The organism is Paraburkholderia sp. JPY465 (assembly GCF_050436725.1).
GTDB lineage: Bacteria > Pseudomonadota > Gammaproteobacteria > Burkholderiales > Burkholderiaceae > Paraburkholderia > Paraburkholderia youngii.
The window spans coordinates 1933517-1949668 of the sequence record NZ_JBNDMT010000003.1 but is presented as its reverse complement, the minus strand read 5'-3'; the positions used below and the strand labels follow the sequence as shown (position 1 = coordinate 1949668).

The window sequence follows — 16152 nt, the reverse complement described above, 5'->3', positions numbered from 1 at the left end:
GTGCTGTCCGCTATCTGGGCTATTCGTTCTGTGCTATGCTCCCGGGTGCAAAGTTTTAGGTCCTTCCAAGCAAGACTTGATTCGCGCAATCCGCTAAACGGTCAGGCCGTGTCGCGGAAGGTTCTGTAACCCGCTATTTCTCGAGAAGCTCGAAGAAAGGTGAGCGTAAAAATGATGAAGCAATTCCAGTCGAACTCTTATCTGTTCGGCGGCAATGCTCCGTACGTTGAAGAAATGTACGAAGCGTATCTCGATAATCCGGCGTCAGTGCCCGAGACCTGGCGCAGCTATTTCGATGCGTTGCAGAACGTGCCCGCATCGGACGGCAGCAACGCCAACGACGTGGCCCACGGCCCGATCGTCGAATCGTTTGCACAGCGCGCCAAGGCCAATGCCTTCCTGCCGCGCGCAACTACCGGCGGCGAAGATCTCGCAACTGCCCGCAAACAGGTTTACGTCCAGTCCCTCATCGGCGCATATCGCTTCCTCGGCTCGCAATGGGCCAATCTCGATCCTCTGAAGCGCCGCGAACGTCCCGCGATCCCCGAACTTGAACCCGCGTTCTACGACTTCACCGAAGCCGACATGGACCAGGAGTTCAGCGCAACGAATCTGTACTTCGGGTTCGAGCGCGCGACGCTGCGCGAGATCGTCAAAGCCCTGCGCGACACGTATTGCGGCACGATCGGCGCCGAGTACATGTACATCAGCGATCCGGAACAGAAGCGCTGGTGGAAGGAACGCCTCGAATCGATCCGTTCGACGCCGAACTTCAGCAACGACAAGAAGAAGCACATCCTGAACCGCCTGACGGCCGCCGAAGGCCTCGAGCGTTTCCTGCACACCAAGTACGTCGGTCAGAAGCGCTTCTCGCTCGAAGGCGGCGAGAGCTTCATCGCGGCGATGGACGAAGTCGTGCGTCACGGCGGTCTGCGCGGCGTTCAGGAAATCGTCATCGCGATGGCTCACCGTGGCCGTCTGAATGTGCTGGTCAACACGCTCGGCAAGATGCCGGCCGACCTGTTCGCTGAATTCGAAGGCAAGCACGTCGATGATCTGCCGGCTGGCGACGTGAAGTACCACAAGGGCTTCTCGTCGGACGTCGCGACCGAAGGCGGTCCGGTTCACCTGTCGCTCGCGTTCAACCCGTCGCACCTCGAAATCGTCAACCCGGTGGTCGAGGGCTCGGCGAAGGCGCGTATGGACCGCCGCGGCGACGAAAACGGCATCCAGGTGCTGCCGGTGCAGATCCACGGCGACGCGGCCTTCGCAGGCCAGGGCGTCGTGATGGAAACGCTGAACCTCGCGCAAACGCGCGGTTACGGCACGCACGGCACGCTGCACATCGTCATCAACAACCAGATCGGCTTCACGACGTCGGACCCGCGCGATTCGCGCTCCACGTTGTACTGCTCGGACGTCGTCAAGATGATCGAAGCGCCGGTGCTGCACGTGAACGGTGACGATCCCGAAGCTGTCGTGCTGGCCATCCAGATGGCGATCGACTTCCGCATGCAGTTCCACAAGGATGTCGTCGTCGACATCGTCTGCTTCCGCAAGCTGGGTCACAACGAGCAGGACACGCCGGCGGTCACGCAGCCGCTGATGTACAAGACGATCTCGAAGCACCCGGGCACGCGCGCACTGTACGCTGAAAAGCTCGTGCAGCAGGGCGTCATCAAGGCCGACGAAGGCGAAGAATTCGTCAAGGCCTACCGCAAGGCGATGGACGAAGGCCACCACACGGTCGACCCGGTGCTCTCGAACTACAAGAGCAAGTACGCGGTGGACTGGGTGCCGTTCCTGAACCGCAAGTGGACCGACGCGGCCGACACGGCCGTCCCGCTCGCGGAACTGAAGCGCCTCGCCGAGCGCATCACCACCATTCCGGAAAACTTCAAGGTTCACCCGCTCGTCGAGCGCGTGATCAACGACCGTCGCGCGATGGGCCGCGGCGAAGCGAAGCTCGACTGGGGCATGGGCGAGCACCTCGCGTTCGCATCGCTGGTCGCATCGGGCTACGCCGTTCGTCTGACCGGCCAGGATTCGGGCCGCGGCACGTTCACGCACCGTCACGCGGTGCTGCACGACCAGAACCGCGAGCGCTGGAACGACGGCACCTACGTGCCGCTGCAGAACATCGCCGAAGGTCAGGCGAAGTTCACGGTGATCGACTCGGTGCTGTCCGAAGAAGCGGTGCTCGGCTTCGAATACGGCTACTCGACCGCTGAACCGAACACGTTCGTCGCGTGGGAAGCGCAGTTCGGCGACTTCGTGAACGGCGCACAGGTCGTGATCGACCAGTTCATCTCGTCGGGCGAAGTGAAGTGGGGCCGCGTGTCGGGCCTGACGATGCTGCTGCCGCATGGCTACGAAGGCCAGGGTCCGGAGCACTCGTCGGCGCGTATCGAGCGTTTCCTGCAACTGTGCGCAGACCACAACATGCAGGTCGTTCAGCCGACCACGCCGGCGCAGATCTTCCACCTGCTGCGTCGCCAGATGATCCGTCTGTTCCGCAAGCCGCTGATCGTCGCAACGCCGAAGTCGTTGCTGCGTCACAAGGAAGCCGTGTCGGATCTGTCGGAACTCGCGAAGGGTTCGTTCCAGCCGGTGATCGGCGAAGTGGACGAAACCATCGACGCGAAGAAGGTCAAGCGCGTGCTGGTCTGCTCGGGCCGCGTGTACTACGACCTGGTCGCGCATCGCCGCGAAGCGAAGGTGAACGACGTCGCGATCGTCCGTATCGAGCAGCTGTATCCGTTCGCTCACAAGCAGTTCGAAGCGGAATTGAAGAAGTACGACAACGCAACCGAAGTGGTGTGGGTGCAGGACGAGCCACAGAATCAGGGCCCGTGGTTCTACATCGAGCACCATCTGAAGGAAGGCATGAAGGAAGGGCAGAAGCTGGCGTACAGCGGCCGTCCGGCTTCGGCTTCGCCTGCAGTCGGCTACTACGCGAAGCACTACGAGCAGCAGAAGGCGCTGGTCGAAGGCGCTTTCGGCCGCCTCAAGAGCGCGTCGATCGCCAAGTAAAGAAACAGACGAGCCGGGAGAGCGCAGTGCGCTTTCCCGCGCCGCGCCGAACGTTCCCATGTGGTTCAGGCGCAGTGCGCGCGGTTCGCAGGCGGTCGTGAAAATGCGCCGTCACCCGATACGTATTCAGGATACTCATAATGGCTATTGTTGAAGTCAAGGTTCCCCAGCTCTCCGAGTCGGTCTCGGAAGCGACCATGCTGCAGTGGAAGAAGAAGCCCGGCGAGGCTGTCGCTCAGGACGAAATCCTCATCGAAATCGAGACCGACAAGGTCGTGCTCGAAGTGCCGGCTCCGGCAGCAGGCGTGCTCGCGCAAGTCATCTCGAACGACGGCGACACGGTCACGGCGGACCAGGTGATCGCGAAGATCGACACGGAAGGCACCGCAGGCGCCGCCGCTGTCGAAGCGGAAGTGAAGCCGGCTCCGGTCGCCGCAGCGGCTCCCGCGCCTGCGGCTCAGGCTGCTGCCGCAACGGGCTCGAACGCCGCTGCTTCGCCGGCTGCCGGCAAGCTGATGGCCGAGAAGGGTCTGGCTGCTGGCGACGTCGCCGGCACGGGCCGCGACGGCCGCATCACCAAGGGCGACGTGCTGACCGCAGGCGCTCCGGCTGCCAAGGCTGCACCGGCGCCGGCTGCCGCACCGAAGGCTGCCAAGCCGTCGCTGCCGGACGTCAAGGCTCCGGCATCGGCCGACCAGTGGCTGAAGGACCGTCCGGAACAGCGCGTGCCGATGTCGCGTCTGCGTGCGCGTATCGCCGAGCGTCTGCTCGAGTCGCAGCAAACCAACGCCATCCTCACGACGTTCAACGAAGTGAACATGGCGCCGGTCATGGATCTGCGCAACAAGTACAAGGACAAGTTCGAGAAGGAACACGGCGTGAAGCTCGGCTTCATGTCGTTCTTCGTGAAGGCGGCTGTTCATGCGCTGAAGAAGTTCCCGCTCGTGAACGCGTCGATCGACGGTAACGACATCGTCTATCACGGCTACTTCGACATCGGTATCGCGGTCGGTTCGCCGCGCGGTCTGGTGGTGCCGATCCTGCGCAACGCAGATCAGCTGAGCCTCGCCGACATCGAGAAGAAGATCGCCGAATTCGGCCAGAAGGCGAAGGACGGCAAGCTGTCGATCGAAGAAATGACCGGCGGTACCTTCTCGATCTCGAACGGCGGCGTGTTCGGCTCGATGCTGTCGACCCCGATCATCAACCCGCCGCAGTCCGCGATTCTCGGCGTGCACGCCACCAAGGAACGCGCTGTGGTCGAAAACGGCCAGATCGTGATCCGCCCGATGAACTACCTCGCGCTGTCGTACGATCACCGCATCATCGACGGCCGCGAAGCCGTGCTGTCGCTGGTCGCGATGAAGGACGCGCTGGAAGATCCGGCACGCCTGCTGCTCGACCTGTAAGCGCCCGCCCGGAGCGCGCCGGCTTGTGAAACCGCAAGCCGGCGTCATCTAGTCAGTACGTATCTAGCATTTCGCAGTACAGGAACGGCGCGCGCCACCTTGGGTGGTCCGGCGCCGTTCCGCTATCAAAGGGATTGTCATGTCCAAAGAATTTGACGTCGTCGTGATCGGCGCAGGCCCTGGCGGTTATATCGCCGCCATCCGCGCAGCGCAGCTCGGCAAGACCGTCGCATGTATCGAAAAATGGAAGAACCCGGCCGGCGCGCTGAAGCTTGGCGGCACCTGCCTGAACGTCGGCTGCATTCCGTCGAAGGCGCTGCTCGCGTCGTCGGAAGAGTTTGAAAACGCGTCGCATCACCTCGCCGACCACGGCATCTCGGTGGGCGACGTGTCGGTCGATATCTCGAAGATGATGGCCCGCAAGGACGGCATCGTCGAGAAGATGACCAAGGGCATCGAATTCCTGTTCCGCAAGAACAAGATCACGTGGCTCAAGGGCCACGGCAAGTTCACCGGCAAGACCAACGCCGGCGTGCAGATCGAAGTGAGCGGCGAAGGCGAAACCGAAGTCGTCACGGCGAAGAACGTGATCATCGCGACGGGTTCGAAGGCGCGTCATCTGCCGGGCATCCCGGTCGACAACAAGCTGATCGCCGACAACGAAGGCGCATTGAGCTTCGACACGGCACCGAAGAAGCTCGCCGTGATCGGCGCGGGCGTGATCGGTCTGGAGCTTGGCTCGGTGTGGCGCCGCCTCGGCGCTGACGTGACGGTGCTCGAAGCGCTGCCGGAGTTCCTCGGCGCGGCTGACCAGGCGCTGTCGAAGGAAGCGGCCAAGCAGTTCAAGAAGCAGGGTCTCGACATTCACGTCGGCGTGAAGGTCGGCGAAGTGAAGACGGGCGCGAACGGCGTGACGATCGCCTACACGGACAAGGACGGCAACGCGCAGACGCTCGAAGCCGACCGCCTTATCGTGTCGGTCGGCCGCGTGCCGAACACCGACAACCTCGGCCTCGAATCGATCGGCCTGAAGGCCAACGAGCGCGGCTTCATCGACGTCGACGACCACTGCGCGACGGCTGTGCCGAACGTGTACGCGATCGGCGACGTGGTGCGTGGCCCGATGCTCGCGCACAAGGCCGAAGACGAAGGCGTGATGGTCGCGGAAGTGATCGACGGCCAGAAGCCGCACATCGACTACAACTGCGTTCCGTGGGTGATCTACACCGAGCCGGAAATCGCATGGGTCGGCAAGACCGAGCAGCAGCTGAAGGCCGAAGGCCGCGAGATCAAGACGGGCCAGTTCCCGTTCATGGCGAACGGCCGCGCGCTCGGCATCAACAAGGCGGACGGTTTCGTCAAGATGATCGCCGACGCGAAGACCGACGAACTGCTCGGCGTGCACATCATCTCGGCGAACGCATCGGACCTGATCGCGGAAGCCGTGGTGGCGATGGAGTTCAAGGCGGCGTCGGAAGACATCGGCCGGATTTGCCATCCGCACCCGTCGCTCTCGGAAGTCATGCGCGAAGCGGCACTCGCCGTCGACAAGCGCGCGCTGAACATGTAAGCGCGCACGCCTGAGCTGAAACGCAACCTTGGCATCACCAAAGGCGGGCGGGGTTCACTCCCTCCCGCCTTTCTTTTTGCAGCAACACGATGAACGTCACCGAATACTACGAAAAAGAACTGCAGACGCGGGGTTATCAATCCGATCCGGCGCAGCGCGCGGCGGTCGACCGCCTGCAGCGGTGCTATGAAGAGTGGACCGCATACAAGTCGCGCCGCTCGAACGCGTTCAAGAAGCTGATCATTCACCCGGATCTGCCGCGCGGCGTGTACATGTGGGGCGGCGTGGGCCGCGGCAAGAGCTTCCTGATGGACAGCTTCTACATGATCGTGCCGTTGCATCGCAAAACCCGTCTGCACTTCCATGAGTTCATGCGCGAAGTGCATCGCGAGCTCGAAGAACTCAAGGGCCGGGCAGATCCGCTCGACGAACTCGCGCGCCGCATCGCGAAGCGCTATCGGCTGATCTGCTTCGACGAATTCCACGTGTCGGATATCGCCGACGCGATGATCCTGTATCGTCTGCTCGACAAGCTGTTCGAGAACGGCGTGCAGTTCGTGATGACGTCCAACTACGCGCCCGACACGCTGTATCCGGACGGCCTGCATCGCGACCGCATGCTGCCCGCGATCGAGCTGATCAAGCAGAAGCTCGACGTGATCAACGTCGACGCGGGGATCGACTACCGGCAGCGCACGCTCGCCCAGGTGGAGGTCTATCACACGCCGCTGGACGCCGCCGCCGGCAAGGCGCTGCGCGACGCCTTCGCGCGCCTCGCCGCGGTGCCTGACGAAAGTCCGCTGCTCCATATCGAGAAGCGCGAGCTGAAGGCGCTGCGCCGCGCGGATGGCGTCGTCTGGTTCGACTTCGCGACGCTGTGCGGCGGCCCGCGCTCGCAGAACGACTACCTTGAACTCGCGACCCGCTTTCACGCGGTGATCCTGTCGGACGTGCCGCAGATGTCGGCGCGCATGGCGTCGGAAGCGCGCCGCTTCACCTGGCTCATCGACGTGTTCTATGACCACAAGGTCAAGCTGCTGATGTCGGCCGCGGTGCCGCCGGAGGAGTTGTACGTCGACGGTCCGATGGCCAACGAATTCACGCGGACGGTATCGCGCATCGTCGAGATGCAGTCGAAGGAGTATCTCGATACACCTCGCCGGATCGTCGATACGTCTCTAACCTGAGCCTCGGCGTAGGACAGTCCTTAGGAATCGGAGTGGTCTTATATTCCGCGCGCGGGTGACTAGCTATCTTTTGTCGTTGTTCTGACAAAGGAGGAAGCATGAACTCGTACCGCGAAATCACCGATGAAGAATGGCAGCGCGTTGCGCCACTGCTGCCTGAACTCCGGCCGCGTGCCGAAATGCGTGGCCGTCCCCTGGCCAATACCCGCTCAGTGCTCAACGGCGTGCTTTGGGTCATGTATAGCGGCGCCACCTGGTCGACCATGCCGCGCCGCTACCCGTCGTATCAAACCTGTCATCGCCGCTTCAAGTCCTGGTACCAATCGGGCGTGCTCAAACACGTCACGGAGCAACTGCTCGGCACCGCAAGCGAAGATCTCTGCAGATTGATGGAAGCGCGTATGCGCATGCACGCGAGCGCGCCGCACAAGCGCGCCGGGGCCCGCCGCACAGCCGCGGCGTTCCGTGTTCCGCCCGCCGTGTACGACCAGGTATCCGCCACGGCAGTGTCGGCGACGCCGTCCGGTTACGCTGCACCGTTCAAGCAGGCAGCATGACCCACGCAAACAACTTGCCCCAATGAGAACGGCCGCGCGATTCTGGATCGCCGGCCGTTTTTTTATGCTGTACGTGCTGGTGCTGAGCGCGCCATCGTTGCAGCATGATGCGCTCATTCAGGCAACGTGCGAGGCCACACAAAGGCTCCACGTCGAACCTCACTGCTGCCGGATCCACGTCTGCGAGCGGCCGAGCAGCGCAACGCCAATATAGCCTCGCACCACGAGCTTGTTGCCGCCGTCTTCGAGATGCATCTTGCACTTGTAGACCTTGCCGTTTTCAGGATCGAGAATCTGGCCATGATCCCACGCGTCGCCATCCTTCTTCATGCTGTTGATGATGGTCATGCCGAGGATCGGTTGGTCCTTGCGCGCGTCGGTGCATGCGCTGCAGCGGCGATCCGGCTGGTCGTTCGCCCCGAGACCCTTGACGACTTTGCCGTTCAATTCGCCATTGCCGTCTTGCGTGATCTGCACGAGCGCTTTCGGTTGGCCCGTATGATCGTCGATGGTTTGCCACATGCCGATCGGTGTCTCGGTCTGCGCCATCGCGGTCACGGCGCTGGCGAGCAGGGCGCCGGCGAGCGCGGCATGACGGGCGGTGCGCAGCGCGAGCGCGCGCGCACGATGAGTGAATTGAGTCATTGCCTTCCTCCTTGATATGAGACGGCGCGATCGTGGTCGCGCAGCTTTATGGGCATAGTGGTGGGATGCGCGGCACCGGTCTTCGCGATGCGGGCCCATGCTAGCGGCGTGCCGTTTGCATCGCCAGCGCAGAATACGCGAAAGCGCATGCGCCGTTTGATAGAGAAGCTTCTAATCAGCACGCGTCGTTCGGAGGCGTGTCAATTCAGCTATGGGAAGAGCCTCGCGTTGAAGCGCTGTCCACCAGCGCATCAACGACCGCTTTCCAGACGAAAAGATCGAGGCTGTAATAGCGCGCCGCCAACGGAGCAAACGCGCAGGTGCCAAATTTTCGACGAAGAGCCCGGAACTCGCAAAATTGAGTAATAATTCCCCGTTTTCTACTAAAACAAGATCTGTTCAACAGGTGTCACATGGACCGAAAGTCAAAGCTACGAAAGATTGCTCTGGCCGCATGCATCGTATTGGGGGCCCTTCAGGGCGCGAATGCACAGGCTCTGCAGAACAGTGATGCGAGCGGTACGATCGTGTCCCAGCCGGTTCCCACGAGCGCGCCGACCGACACGTCGCAGGGCGGCCAGGCAGAGACCACCGCACTGACGCCGGATGAAAGCCGGCAATCCGCCACCGGGAATGTGGCTGAATTGCAGCAGATGATCCATGGCTCGGATCTGAGCGAACTGCGCACCACGTATAACGGCAGCTATGGCGCGAGCCTGCTGTTCTACGGGAAGGAGATGACCTACTACGTCGCGCTGTTCCAACAGAAAAACTTCTGGCGCGTGATCAAGACGCAGGACGCCGCGCGCGCCGAGCTGATCTACAAGGATTTCGCGCGGCAGACGATGCAGTTGTCGGACGTTGAGATCCGCCGTACGCAACTCGAAGCGCAGAAGGCGTTCACGCAGCGCCTGGTCGCGTTGTCGCAGGAACGCGCGAGCCGGCTGCAGGCCGACCTCGACGTCGCGCGTCAGCAGCAGAGCATCGTCGCGAGCCAGCAGGAGCAGAAGCGCGCCGAGGCGACCGAACTGGCGCAGCAGAAGGCCGCCGCGCAGGATCAGTTGCGCGTCGCGCAGCGTCAAGTCCGCAACCTGCAGCGTCAGCTCGAGAGCGGCTTGCCGCTGCGTTGAGCACGACGATGTGAGCCTCGGTGGACGGGCGGCACGGCGCGCAAATCGATACGCCGTGCCGCCCGTCCGCGGGCGTTACCGTCGTCAAGTTCGATTGGTGCTTTCCGCACCCCGCCAACCCGCGCATCGCACTCTCGCCGCCGGGCTTTTCGGCATTTCCACTCGACATTGTTCGCGAGCCACGATGGCTCGCTGCCGCGCCATGGTGCGACCCAAGACGGCGCGATTTCAATGCCGCTTGCGCGTATCCGCCTGAGTCTTGCGCATCCGCTCGCGAAACGGCTCCGTCACATCGACGGCGATCGGATCGCTGGCGGGAAAGCTTTCCATCAGCGCTTCATCGAGCCGCGTGTCGGCGGACGTCGACGGCGTCCGGCGCGTGCGCGCAGGCCGGGAGGCATGCTGGCTTTTGCTGGTCATGGCGCGCTCCATCGGTAGAGGATCAATGATTCAGCATAGCGCATTGCGGCTATCGACGAACGTCGGCCGAATCGCGCAAGGCGCGTCGTTTGAAACCGGCCCGCATCGATTCGTTCTCCGAGTGTCCCGGCCGCGCTTGAGCCGCACCTGAGCCGCGCTTTAGCCGCGAGCGACACCTCCATCGATCCATCACACAGCGAACCACATGAACGCGAAAAAGCCGGCGGGTACACGACGAGTGCTCGCAGCCCACGTCGTGGAAACTGAACTGGAACACCTGGATTGGGCGACGCGGCAACCGGCGCTGCACCTGTTCGACGCCGGCTACTGGCGCCGCCGCGTGCTGGCGGTCAAGGGGAGATTCGAGCTGACCGAGCGGCAGCTGACCCAACTGGAGAAAATTCTGCAGCGCCTCGGTCCGTGCGCGGATTAGCGAGGCGCGGCCGTCACCGCTCCTTCGTATTTATTCCTGATTGCCGCTGGGGTTGCCGCTGCCGTGGTTGCCGCCATGATTGCCGCCTTCGCCGCCGGTGCCGAATAGACGCCGCCGCCGCGTGACGACCACCGGGCCTTCGGGGTTGCCGCTGCGCTCGCTCGGCGCGCGTTCCGCGGCCGGCGCGCCATACGATTCACGCCCCTCGCGCGGCTCGCGATGTTCGCGCGACCCGTGCGGGCCGCGCGCGCCATGTTCGCCATGCGACGTTCGGCCCGTGCGCGGCGCCGGCCGCGTGCCGGTGTCGAGCTGGATCGTGGAGATCGCGCGCTTGTAGATGCCTTGCAGGCCAACCGGCGTGCGCAGCATCACCAGGTACTGATCGAACGACTCGATGCATCCGGTCAGGCGGATGCCGTTGACCAGATAGATCTCGACGCGCTTTCGTTCCTTGCGCGCGGCGTTCATGAAGTCGTTTTGCGGATGCGATTCTGCGGAAGCCATGGACAATTCAGGTTAGATAGACGGTGGTTCGCCGCGATTCTACCCTTTCTACTCCAGGCGGGGCAGTACGCGTCGACGGGGCGAACTTCGTCCACTATAACGGCTTGTGAGCCCATAAGCATCCGATACCGCGAGACTGTAACGTTGAGTTACGAATCTGCTGGTCAATGGCGTCTTCTTCCGGTCTCTCCAGGCATTGCCGGCAAGCGTGGCGGAAAAGGAAGAACATAGGGGTGTGCTGCGCGACCACCCGCTACGGCGTCAAAACGCCCCGAAAAAACCCAAAAAAATCCCGGAGAAAGCAGCGCAACAGCAGCGCAGCGACACGGCGCCACGGCCGCGATGGAATAAACCGCTCGGTCGCAGCGTTAAGCCCAGTATGGCAGCACCGCATTCGGCGGCTTGCCGCCCACCGCCCGCCGCGCCTGTCGGTCGATCGTGCGCCGGGCATCCGTGAGGAGATTCAACATGATGAAAGCATCCCGTATTCTGTCAGCGCTCTTCGTCCTGCTCGCGCTCGCGTGCGGCTCCCTTGCTCACGCGGCCGACACCGACAACGCCGCGTCGAGTTCGAGCGGCAACAGCAACAGCAGCGGCGGCTACTAGAGCCGCGACCGCGCCTGGCACACCGGGTGAGCTTCGAATCGGAAGTGATCGCGTGGCTGCCGCAGTTGCGCCGCTATGCGCGCGCACTGACGGGCGACCGCGCCTGGGCCGACGATCTCGTCCAGGATACGGCGGAGCGCGCGCTTGCGCGCTGGTCGGCATTCCGGCCGAACAGCAACCTGCGCGCGTGGTTGCTGACGATCCTGCGGCATCTGTACATAGACCAACTGCGCGGGCGGCGCGAGATCGCCGTCGACGAGGAAAGCGCGCCCTGGCGCAATCTCGAGGCGCCGCACGGCGAGGTCGACGGTCTGGTTCTGCGCGACGTGCAGCGCGCGCTGTACTGCCTGCCACTCGAGCAGCGTGAGGTGCTGCTGCTAGTGTGCGTGGAGGAGCTGTCGTACCAGGAGGCATCGAGTGCATTGGGGGTGCCGATCGGTACAGTGATGTCGCGGCTGTCGCGGGCACGCGAGCATATGCGCGCGTTGCTGTGCGAGGAGCCGCCGGGGCCAATGCACGGACCGCAGCCCCGTGCGCCGCGGGCGGCGCACAAAGTAGCGCCGCTGAAAGTGGTGAGAAACCGATAATGAACAACGATAACCCCGAATCCGGATTGCCCGACGAGCCCGATCTGCGCTCGCTGTCGGCCTATGTCGATGGCGAATTGACGGATGAGCAGCGCGCCGCGGTCGAAACGCAGCTTCGCCAGCATCCGCAGGCCGCCGCGCGCGTCGCGGCGTGGCGCGCGCAGAAGGCGGCGCTGCGGGCGCTGTGCGGCGTGCCGGGCAGCGATGTATGGCACGCGCAAGCGGGGCAGGAAGCCGACTACGAGCAGCAAGCCGCTGAACCGGGCGAGCGACATTACGCCGGCAGCCAGCCCACGGAGCAGGAGCCGGCTTTCATCGTCGTGCGGCGTGCGCGGCCGTGGTGGCAGCGCGCCGGTCTCGCCGCCTGCTGGCTCGCGGCCGGCGCCGGGCTCGCGCTGGTGCTCGGTCCGCTCGCGCCGCGGCTGAGCGGCGGCGCGTGGAGCGGCTTCGGCGGCCAGCCGGCCGGTTTTGCGCAGCGCGCGGATGTCGCGTACGCGGTGTACTCGCCGGAGCGGCGTCATCCGGTCGAAGTCGCGGCGAGCGAAGAGGAGCATCTGATCGCGTGGCTGTCGAAGCGGCTGAATCGGCCGCTGTCGGTGCCGTCGCTGCAGGAGTATGGTTATTCGCTGGTGGGCGGCCGGCTGCTGCCCGGCGAGTCCGGGCCGGCCGCGCAGTTCATGTACGAGAACCAGGCCGGCGCGCGCCTCACGCTGTACGTGACCGGCGTCACGCGCGACGAAACCGTGTTCCGCCTGTTTCGCGACGGCAACCGCCGCACCTTCTACTGGGTCAGCGACCGCATGGGCTACGCGCTGTCCGGCGCGATCACGGAAGGCAAGCTGCGCGAAATCGCGATCGACGTGTGCAGCGAGCTCGGTGGTAAGCCTGAGGCGTGGCAGCAGTAGGGGGCGGTAGCGTGTCGTAAAGGCCGTCGGCGGCCAGGCACGCATTGCTGCTGCCACGCGGGACCGCACCCTCGGCTTACCCGACCGACAAGGAGACGCCTTGCCCCCGACGCTGCCGCCCAACCTGTCCGCCGCGCAGTTCGACCGTGCGCTTGCCGGCTGGCGCGCGATCGTCGGTGACGCGCACGTGCTGAGTTCCGACGCCGGCCTCGCCGTCTATATCGATCCGTTCGCGCCCGGCGAGCCGGGTGCGTTCGCCGCGAGCGCCGCGGTGCTGCCCGCGTCGGTCGATGAAATCCGCGCGGTGCTGCGCATCGCCAATCAGTACCGGATTCCGCTATGGACCGTGTCGACCGGGCGCAACTTCGCGTACGGCGGCGCCGCGCCGCGTCTGACCGGCTCGGTCGTGCTCGACTTGCAGCGCATGAACCGCATCCTCGAAGTCAATGAAACGCTCGCCTATGCGCTCGTCGAGCCCGGCGTCAGCTATTTCGATCTGTACGCGCATCTGCGCGACAAGGGCTACAAGCTGTGGGTCGATCCACCGGCCGCCGGCTGGGGCAGCGTGGTCGGCAATACGCTCGAGCGCGGCTTCGGCTATACCGACTATGGCGACCACGCGGCCGCGCAATGCGGAATGGAGGTGATGCTCGCCAACGGCGACCTGCTGCGCACCGGCATGGGCGGCGTCGAAATCGGCACGGCGTGGCAGCTGTATCAGCCGGGCTACGGGCCGTCGTTCGATGCGCTGTTCATGCAGTCGAACTATGGCATCGTGACCAAGCTCGGCGTGTGGCTGATGCCCGCACCGCCCGCGTATCTGCTCGGCGAAATCCAGTTTCGCCGCGAGGCCGATCTGGAGGCGATCGTCGAGATTCTGCGGCCGTTGCGGCTCGACGGCACGATCCGCAATCACGCGGTGATCGAGGGCGGTTTGCGGCGCGCGGCGGGCCTTTCGCCACGCCGGCAGTGGTACCACGGCGCGGGCGCGATGCCCGAGAGCGCGGTGCAGGCGATGCTCGACAAGCTCGGCGTCGGCCGCTGGAACCTGCATTTCGCGCTATACGGCACGCCCGAGGTGATCGACGCGCGCTACGCGCTGATCGAGCGCGCGTTCGCGCGGGTGCCCGATGCGCGGCTCGCGGCGGCGCGTTATGCGGGCGATGCGCAGCCGAGCGGCGGCGGCGACCGCAACATGGCCGGCATCCCCGCGATGACCGCGTTTCGCATGCTCGACTGGCGCGGCGGCGCGGGCGCGCACGTCGACTTCGCGCCGATCTGTCCGGCGACCGGGCGCGACGCGATGCGCCAGTACACGATGGTGAAAGCGCGCGCCGCCGAATACGGCTTCGATTACTACGGCGGCTTCACGGCGGGCGCGCGGCATCTGCATCACATTTTCGCGGCGATCTTCGATCGGGACGACGCGAACCAGGTGGAGCAGGCCGGCGCGCTGCTGCGCTCGCTGATGAGCGACGCGCGCGCGGCAGGCTACGGCGAATATCGCGCGCATCTCGCGTATATGGATTTCGCGGCCGCGCAATACAGCTTCAACGACGGTGCGTCGCTGCGCTTCGCGGAAACGCTGAAGGATGCGCTCGACCCGAACGGCATTCTCGCGCCGGGCAAGCAGGGCATCTGGCCCGCGGCGTGGCGCGACCGGCGAGGCTATACATGAAAAAGCGCGTGAAAAAGCGCGGGATCAACGAGTGAATGGAACGTACACGCCAATGGATCGACGCACTTTCATGCTGACCGGTGCATGGCTCGCGACGGCCGCGGGCGGCGCATGGCCGTGGCTCGCGCAAGCCGCCGCGTGTGCCGACGATGCGCGCGCGTTCGCGATCGTCGACTCGACGCTCGAATGCGGCGCGTCGTTCGCGCGCTATGCCGCGCATCTGCGATTGCCGACCTTCGAAACCGGCGACGATGCCGGCGCGCTGTGGTTCACCACCCTCGCGCCGCTGCTAGACGACGGCCGGACCCCGCACCCGATGCCCGCGCTGATCGGCTTCACGCGCGCGTCCGATTACTTCGTGCTGCAACACCTCGCGCTGCGCACCGGACGCTTCGTCGAGCATCGTCACGAAGCGCGCGAGGGGCTGCATGCGCAACCCGTCCACGTGGCTTTCGCGCTGACGCCGCGCAGCGGGCGCGGCTAAAAAACTGGCAAAACCCGGCTAGAACTTATAGTCCTTGTTGGTCGGATCGAAGGTCGAATCGTCGAACGTCTTCGGCGTGATGCTCTCGAACACGATCTGCTCGAAGATCTTGCCGTCGTTGTCGTAAGACTCGATGGTGCGAAAGAACGGATGCCGCAGATCGAGCCCGAGCGTTTCCTTTTTCGCGTAGAACTGCGGCTGGCCGACCGGTGTTTCGAACGTGAACGCGACGACGCGCACATCGTCGATCGTCTTCACTTCGATCTGCACCGAACGCGGCAAGCCGGTCTGGCTGTATTTTTTCCCTTCACTCAGGTATTGATCGGCAACGTACTCGGTGCCGAGATCGCGCACGCTGTGATTCGATTGCGAGCGTGCGAGCGCGCCGGTCAGCGACGTCCACAACGGCATCACGTTCATGATGCCGCCGAGGTGGCCGAGCGTTTCGTCGCTGCGCTTCGATTCGTCGTAGATGATTTCCTGGCCCGCGTGCGCGCCGTCGGGCAGCCACTTCGCGTAGATGCGCAGCGGATCGTGCGCGACGCGCACGAGCATGTGATCGGGCTTGTCGGGCCAGATGCCGCGAATGCGTTCGGAGCGCGACATCGTGAACTCGTACGACGGGTAGCCGTTCGGCCCTTCCTTGATATAGCGCGGCAGCGTCAGCGGATCGAGCGACTTGAACAGCGCGACCAGTTGCGCGTCGTCGAGTTTTTCGAGCGTGCCGCTTTGCTGCGCGGCGCGCAGCCATTTGACCTGCTGGTCGAGCGTCAGCTTGCCGACCTGCGCGGGCGGCGTGGTGGGCGGCTTGACGGCGTTCGCGGTGTCGAGCGGGGGCGGGCGGTCGTCGTTCTGCGCGACCGCCGCCGGCCCCGATAGCAGGGCGAGCGTGACGAGCAGCGCACCCGGCAGCGAGCGGAATCGCAAGCGGGGTCGCAAGCGGGGTCGCAAGCGATGAGAGCGGGCGGACATGCGGTGCTTCATGAATTTCTCCAGAAAGTGGC

The 16152-nt window shown here is 64.3% G+C and carries 16 protein-coding genes; 12 read left to right on the top strand and 4 right to left on the bottom strand.

Features of this window, described 5'->3' with window-relative positions; all coding sequences use genetic code 11:
• The first annotated feature begins 171 nt into the window (after window positions 1–171).
• The 5 genes from QFZ94_RS23680 to QFZ94_RS23660 all read left to right on the top strand — a co-directional run bounded on the left by QFZ94_RS23680 (window position 172) and on the right by QFZ94_RS23660 (window position 7756).
• Window positions 172–3033, top strand: a complete 2862-nt coding sequence (locus QFZ94_RS23680) for a 2-oxoglutarate dehydrogenase E1 component (protein ID WP_368582708.1) — start codon at window positions 172–174, stop codon at window positions 3031–3033.
• Between the two features lie 140 nt (window positions 3034–3173).
• Window positions 3174–4442 carry a 2-oxoglutarate dehydrogenase complex dihydrolipoyllysine-residue succinyltransferase gene (gene odhB / locus QFZ94_RS23675; RefSeq protein WP_429459940.1) on the top strand — a complete coding sequence of 423 codons (1269 nt, stop codon included), beginning with the start codon at window positions 3174–3176 and terminating at the stop codon, window positions 4440–4442.
• A gap of 139 nt (window positions 4443–4581) precedes the next feature.
• The gene (gene lpdA, locus QFZ94_RS23670; RefSeq protein ID WP_429459938.1) at window positions 4582–6012 is read left to right on the top strand and encodes a dihydrolipoyl dehydrogenase; all 1431 of its coding nucleotides are present in this window, start codon (window positions 4582–4584) and stop codon (window positions 6010–6012) included.
• Between the two features lie 89 nt (window positions 6013–6101).
• Window positions 6102–7199, top strand: a complete 1098-nt coding sequence (gene zapE, locus QFZ94_RS23665) for a cell division protein ZapE (protein ID WP_429459936.1) — start codon at window positions 6102–6104, stop codon at window positions 7197–7199.
• Between the two features lie 98 nt (window positions 7200–7297).
• On the top strand, window positions 7298–7756 hold the full coding sequence (locus QFZ94_RS23660) for a transposase (RefSeq protein WP_410848948.1): 459 nt from the start codon (window positions 7298–7300) through the stop codon (window positions 7754–7756).
• Between the two features lie 159 nt (window positions 7757–7915).
• Here QFZ94_RS23660 and QFZ94_RS23655 read toward each other — a convergent pair whose 3' ends face one another.
• A complete protein-coding gene (locus tag QFZ94_RS23655; RefSeq protein ID WP_410848947.1) occupies window positions 7916–8401 on the bottom strand; it encodes a DUF2147 domain-containing protein in 486 nt (161 codons plus the stop codon).
• A gap of 413 nt (window positions 8402–8814) precedes the next feature.
• Here QFZ94_RS23655 and QFZ94_RS23650 point away from each other — a divergent pair, with 413 nt between their 5' ends.
• Window positions 8815–9531 (top strand): DUF2968 domain-containing protein, encoded by a 717-nt coding sequence (locus QFZ94_RS23650; RefSeq protein ID WP_410848946.1) that lies wholly within the window; start codon window positions 8815–8817, stop codon window positions 9529–9531.
• A gap of 228 nt (window positions 9532–9759) precedes the next feature.
• Here the strand turns inward: QFZ94_RS23650 and QFZ94_RS23645 are convergent, their stop codons facing one another.
• The gene (locus QFZ94_RS23645; protein ID WP_368582715.1) at window positions 9760–9951 is read right to left on the bottom strand and encodes a hypothetical protein; all 192 of its coding nucleotides are present in this window, start codon (window positions 9949–9951) and stop codon (window positions 9760–9762) included.
• A 205-nt stretch (window positions 9952–10156) separates the two neighbouring features.
• Here QFZ94_RS23645 and QFZ94_RS23640 point away from each other — a divergent pair, with 205 nt between their 5' ends.
• A complete protein-coding gene (locus QFZ94_RS23640; protein WP_429459933.1) occupies window positions 10157–10384 on the top strand; it encodes a hypothetical protein in 228 nt (75 codons plus the stop codon).
• A gap of 30 nt (window positions 10385–10414) precedes the next feature.
• Here the strand turns inward: QFZ94_RS23640 and hfq are convergent, their stop codons facing one another.
• Window positions 10415–10888: an RNA chaperone Hfq gene (gene hfq / locus QFZ94_RS23635; protein WP_368582716.1), complete on the bottom strand. Its 474-nt coding sequence runs from the start codon at window positions 10886–10888 to the stop codon at window positions 10415–10417.
• Window positions 10889–11356: 468 nt separating this feature from the next.
• Here hfq and QFZ94_RS23630 point away from each other — a divergent pair, with 468 nt between their 5' ends.
• The 5 genes from QFZ94_RS23630 to QFZ94_RS23610 all read left to right on the top strand — a co-directional run bounded on the left by QFZ94_RS23630 (window position 11357) and on the right by QFZ94_RS23610 (window position 15148).
• Complete coding sequence (locus QFZ94_RS23630) at window positions 11357–11494, top strand: hypothetical protein (protein ID WP_176108899.1); 138 nt, start codon at window positions 11357–11359, stop codon at window positions 11492–11494.
• 26 nt (window positions 11495–11520) lie between these two features.
• Window positions 11521–12081 (top strand): sigma-70 family RNA polymerase sigma factor, encoded by a 561-nt coding sequence (locus tag QFZ94_RS23625; protein WP_368582717.1) that lies wholly within the window; start codon window positions 11521–11523, stop codon window positions 12079–12081.
• On the top strand, window positions 12081–12986 hold the full coding sequence (locus QFZ94_RS23620) for a zf-HC2 domain-containing protein (protein WP_429459930.1): 906 nt from the start codon (window positions 12081–12083) through the stop codon (window positions 12984–12986). The genes QFZ94_RS23625 and QFZ94_RS23620 overlap by 1 nt, the downstream gene beginning before the upstream one ends.
• Before the next feature lie 100 nt (window positions 12987–13086).
• Complete coding sequence (locus QFZ94_RS23615; protein WP_410848943.1) at window positions 13087–14664, top strand: FAD-binding oxidoreductase; 1578 nt, start codon at window positions 13087–13089, stop codon at window positions 14662–14664.
• 52 nt (window positions 14665–14716) lie between these two features.
• Window positions 14717–15148, top strand: coding sequence for a hypothetical protein (locus tag QFZ94_RS23610; protein ID WP_368582720.1), 432 nt, complete (start codon window positions 14717–14719; stop codon window positions 15146–15148).
• Window positions 15149–15166: 18 nt separating this feature from the next.
• Here the strand turns inward: QFZ94_RS23610 and QFZ94_RS23605 are convergent, their stop codons facing one another.
• Window positions 15167–16132: a DUF1571 domain-containing protein gene (locus QFZ94_RS23605; RefSeq protein WP_429459927.1), complete on the bottom strand. Its 966-nt coding sequence runs from the start codon at window positions 16130–16132 to the stop codon at window positions 15167–15169.
• Between the last annotated feature and the right edge of the window lie 20 nt (window positions 16133–16152).

Excerpts from the sequence above, each read along its gene's own strand:
- QFZ94_RS23680 (WP_368582708.1), top strand. The coding sequence starts at position 172 with ATGATGAAGCAATTCCAGTCGAACTCTTATCTGTTCGGCGGCAATGCT.
- odhB (WP_429459940.1), top strand. The coding sequence starts at position 3,174 with ATGGCTATTGTTGAAGTCAAGGTTCCCCAGCTCTCCGAGTCGGTCTCG.
- lpdA (WP_429459938.1), top strand. The coding sequence starts at position 4,582 with ATGTCCAAAGAATTTGACGTCGTCGTGATCGGCGCAGGCCCTGGCGGT.
- zapE (WP_429459936.1), top strand. The coding sequence starts at position 6,102 with ATGAACGTCACCGAATACTACGAAAAAGAACTGCAGACGCGGGGTTAT.
- QFZ94_RS23660 (WP_410848948.1), top strand. The coding sequence starts at position 7,298 with ATGAACTCGTACCGCGAAATCACCGATGAAGAATGGCAGCGCGTTGCG.
- QFZ94_RS23655 (WP_410848947.1), bottom strand. The coding sequence starts at position 8,401 with ATGACTCAATTCACTCATCGTGCGCGCGCGCTCGCGCTGCGCACCGCC.
- QFZ94_RS23650 (WP_410848946.1), top strand. The coding sequence starts at position 8,815 with ATGGACCGAAAGTCAAAGCTACGAAAGATTGCTCTGGCCGCATGCATC.
- QFZ94_RS23645 (WP_368582715.1), bottom strand. The coding sequence starts at position 9,951 with ATGACCAGCAAAAGCCAGCATGCCTCCCGGCCTGCGCGCACGCGCCGG.
- QFZ94_RS23640 (WP_429459933.1), top strand. The coding sequence starts at position 10,157 with ATGAACGCGAAAAAGCCGGCGGGTACACGACGAGTGCTCGCAGCCCAC.
- hfq (WP_368582716.1), bottom strand. The coding sequence starts at position 10,888 with ATGGCTTCCGCAGAATCGCATCCGCAAAACGACTTCATGAACGCCGCG.
- QFZ94_RS23630 (WP_176108899.1), top strand. The coding sequence starts at position 11,357 with ATGATGAAAGCATCCCGTATTCTGTCAGCGCTCTTCGTCCTGCTCGCG.
- QFZ94_RS23620 (WP_429459930.1), top strand. The coding sequence starts at position 12,081 with ATGAACAACGATAACCCCGAATCCGGATTGCCCGACGAGCCCGATCTG.
- QFZ94_RS23610 (WP_368582720.1), top strand. The coding sequence starts at position 14,717 with ATGGATCGACGCACTTTCATGCTGACCGGTGCATGGCTCGCGACGGCC.
- QFZ94_RS23605 (WP_429459927.1), bottom strand. The coding sequence starts at position 16,132 with ATGAAGCACCGCATGTCCGCCCGCTCTCATCGCTTGCGACCCCGCTTG.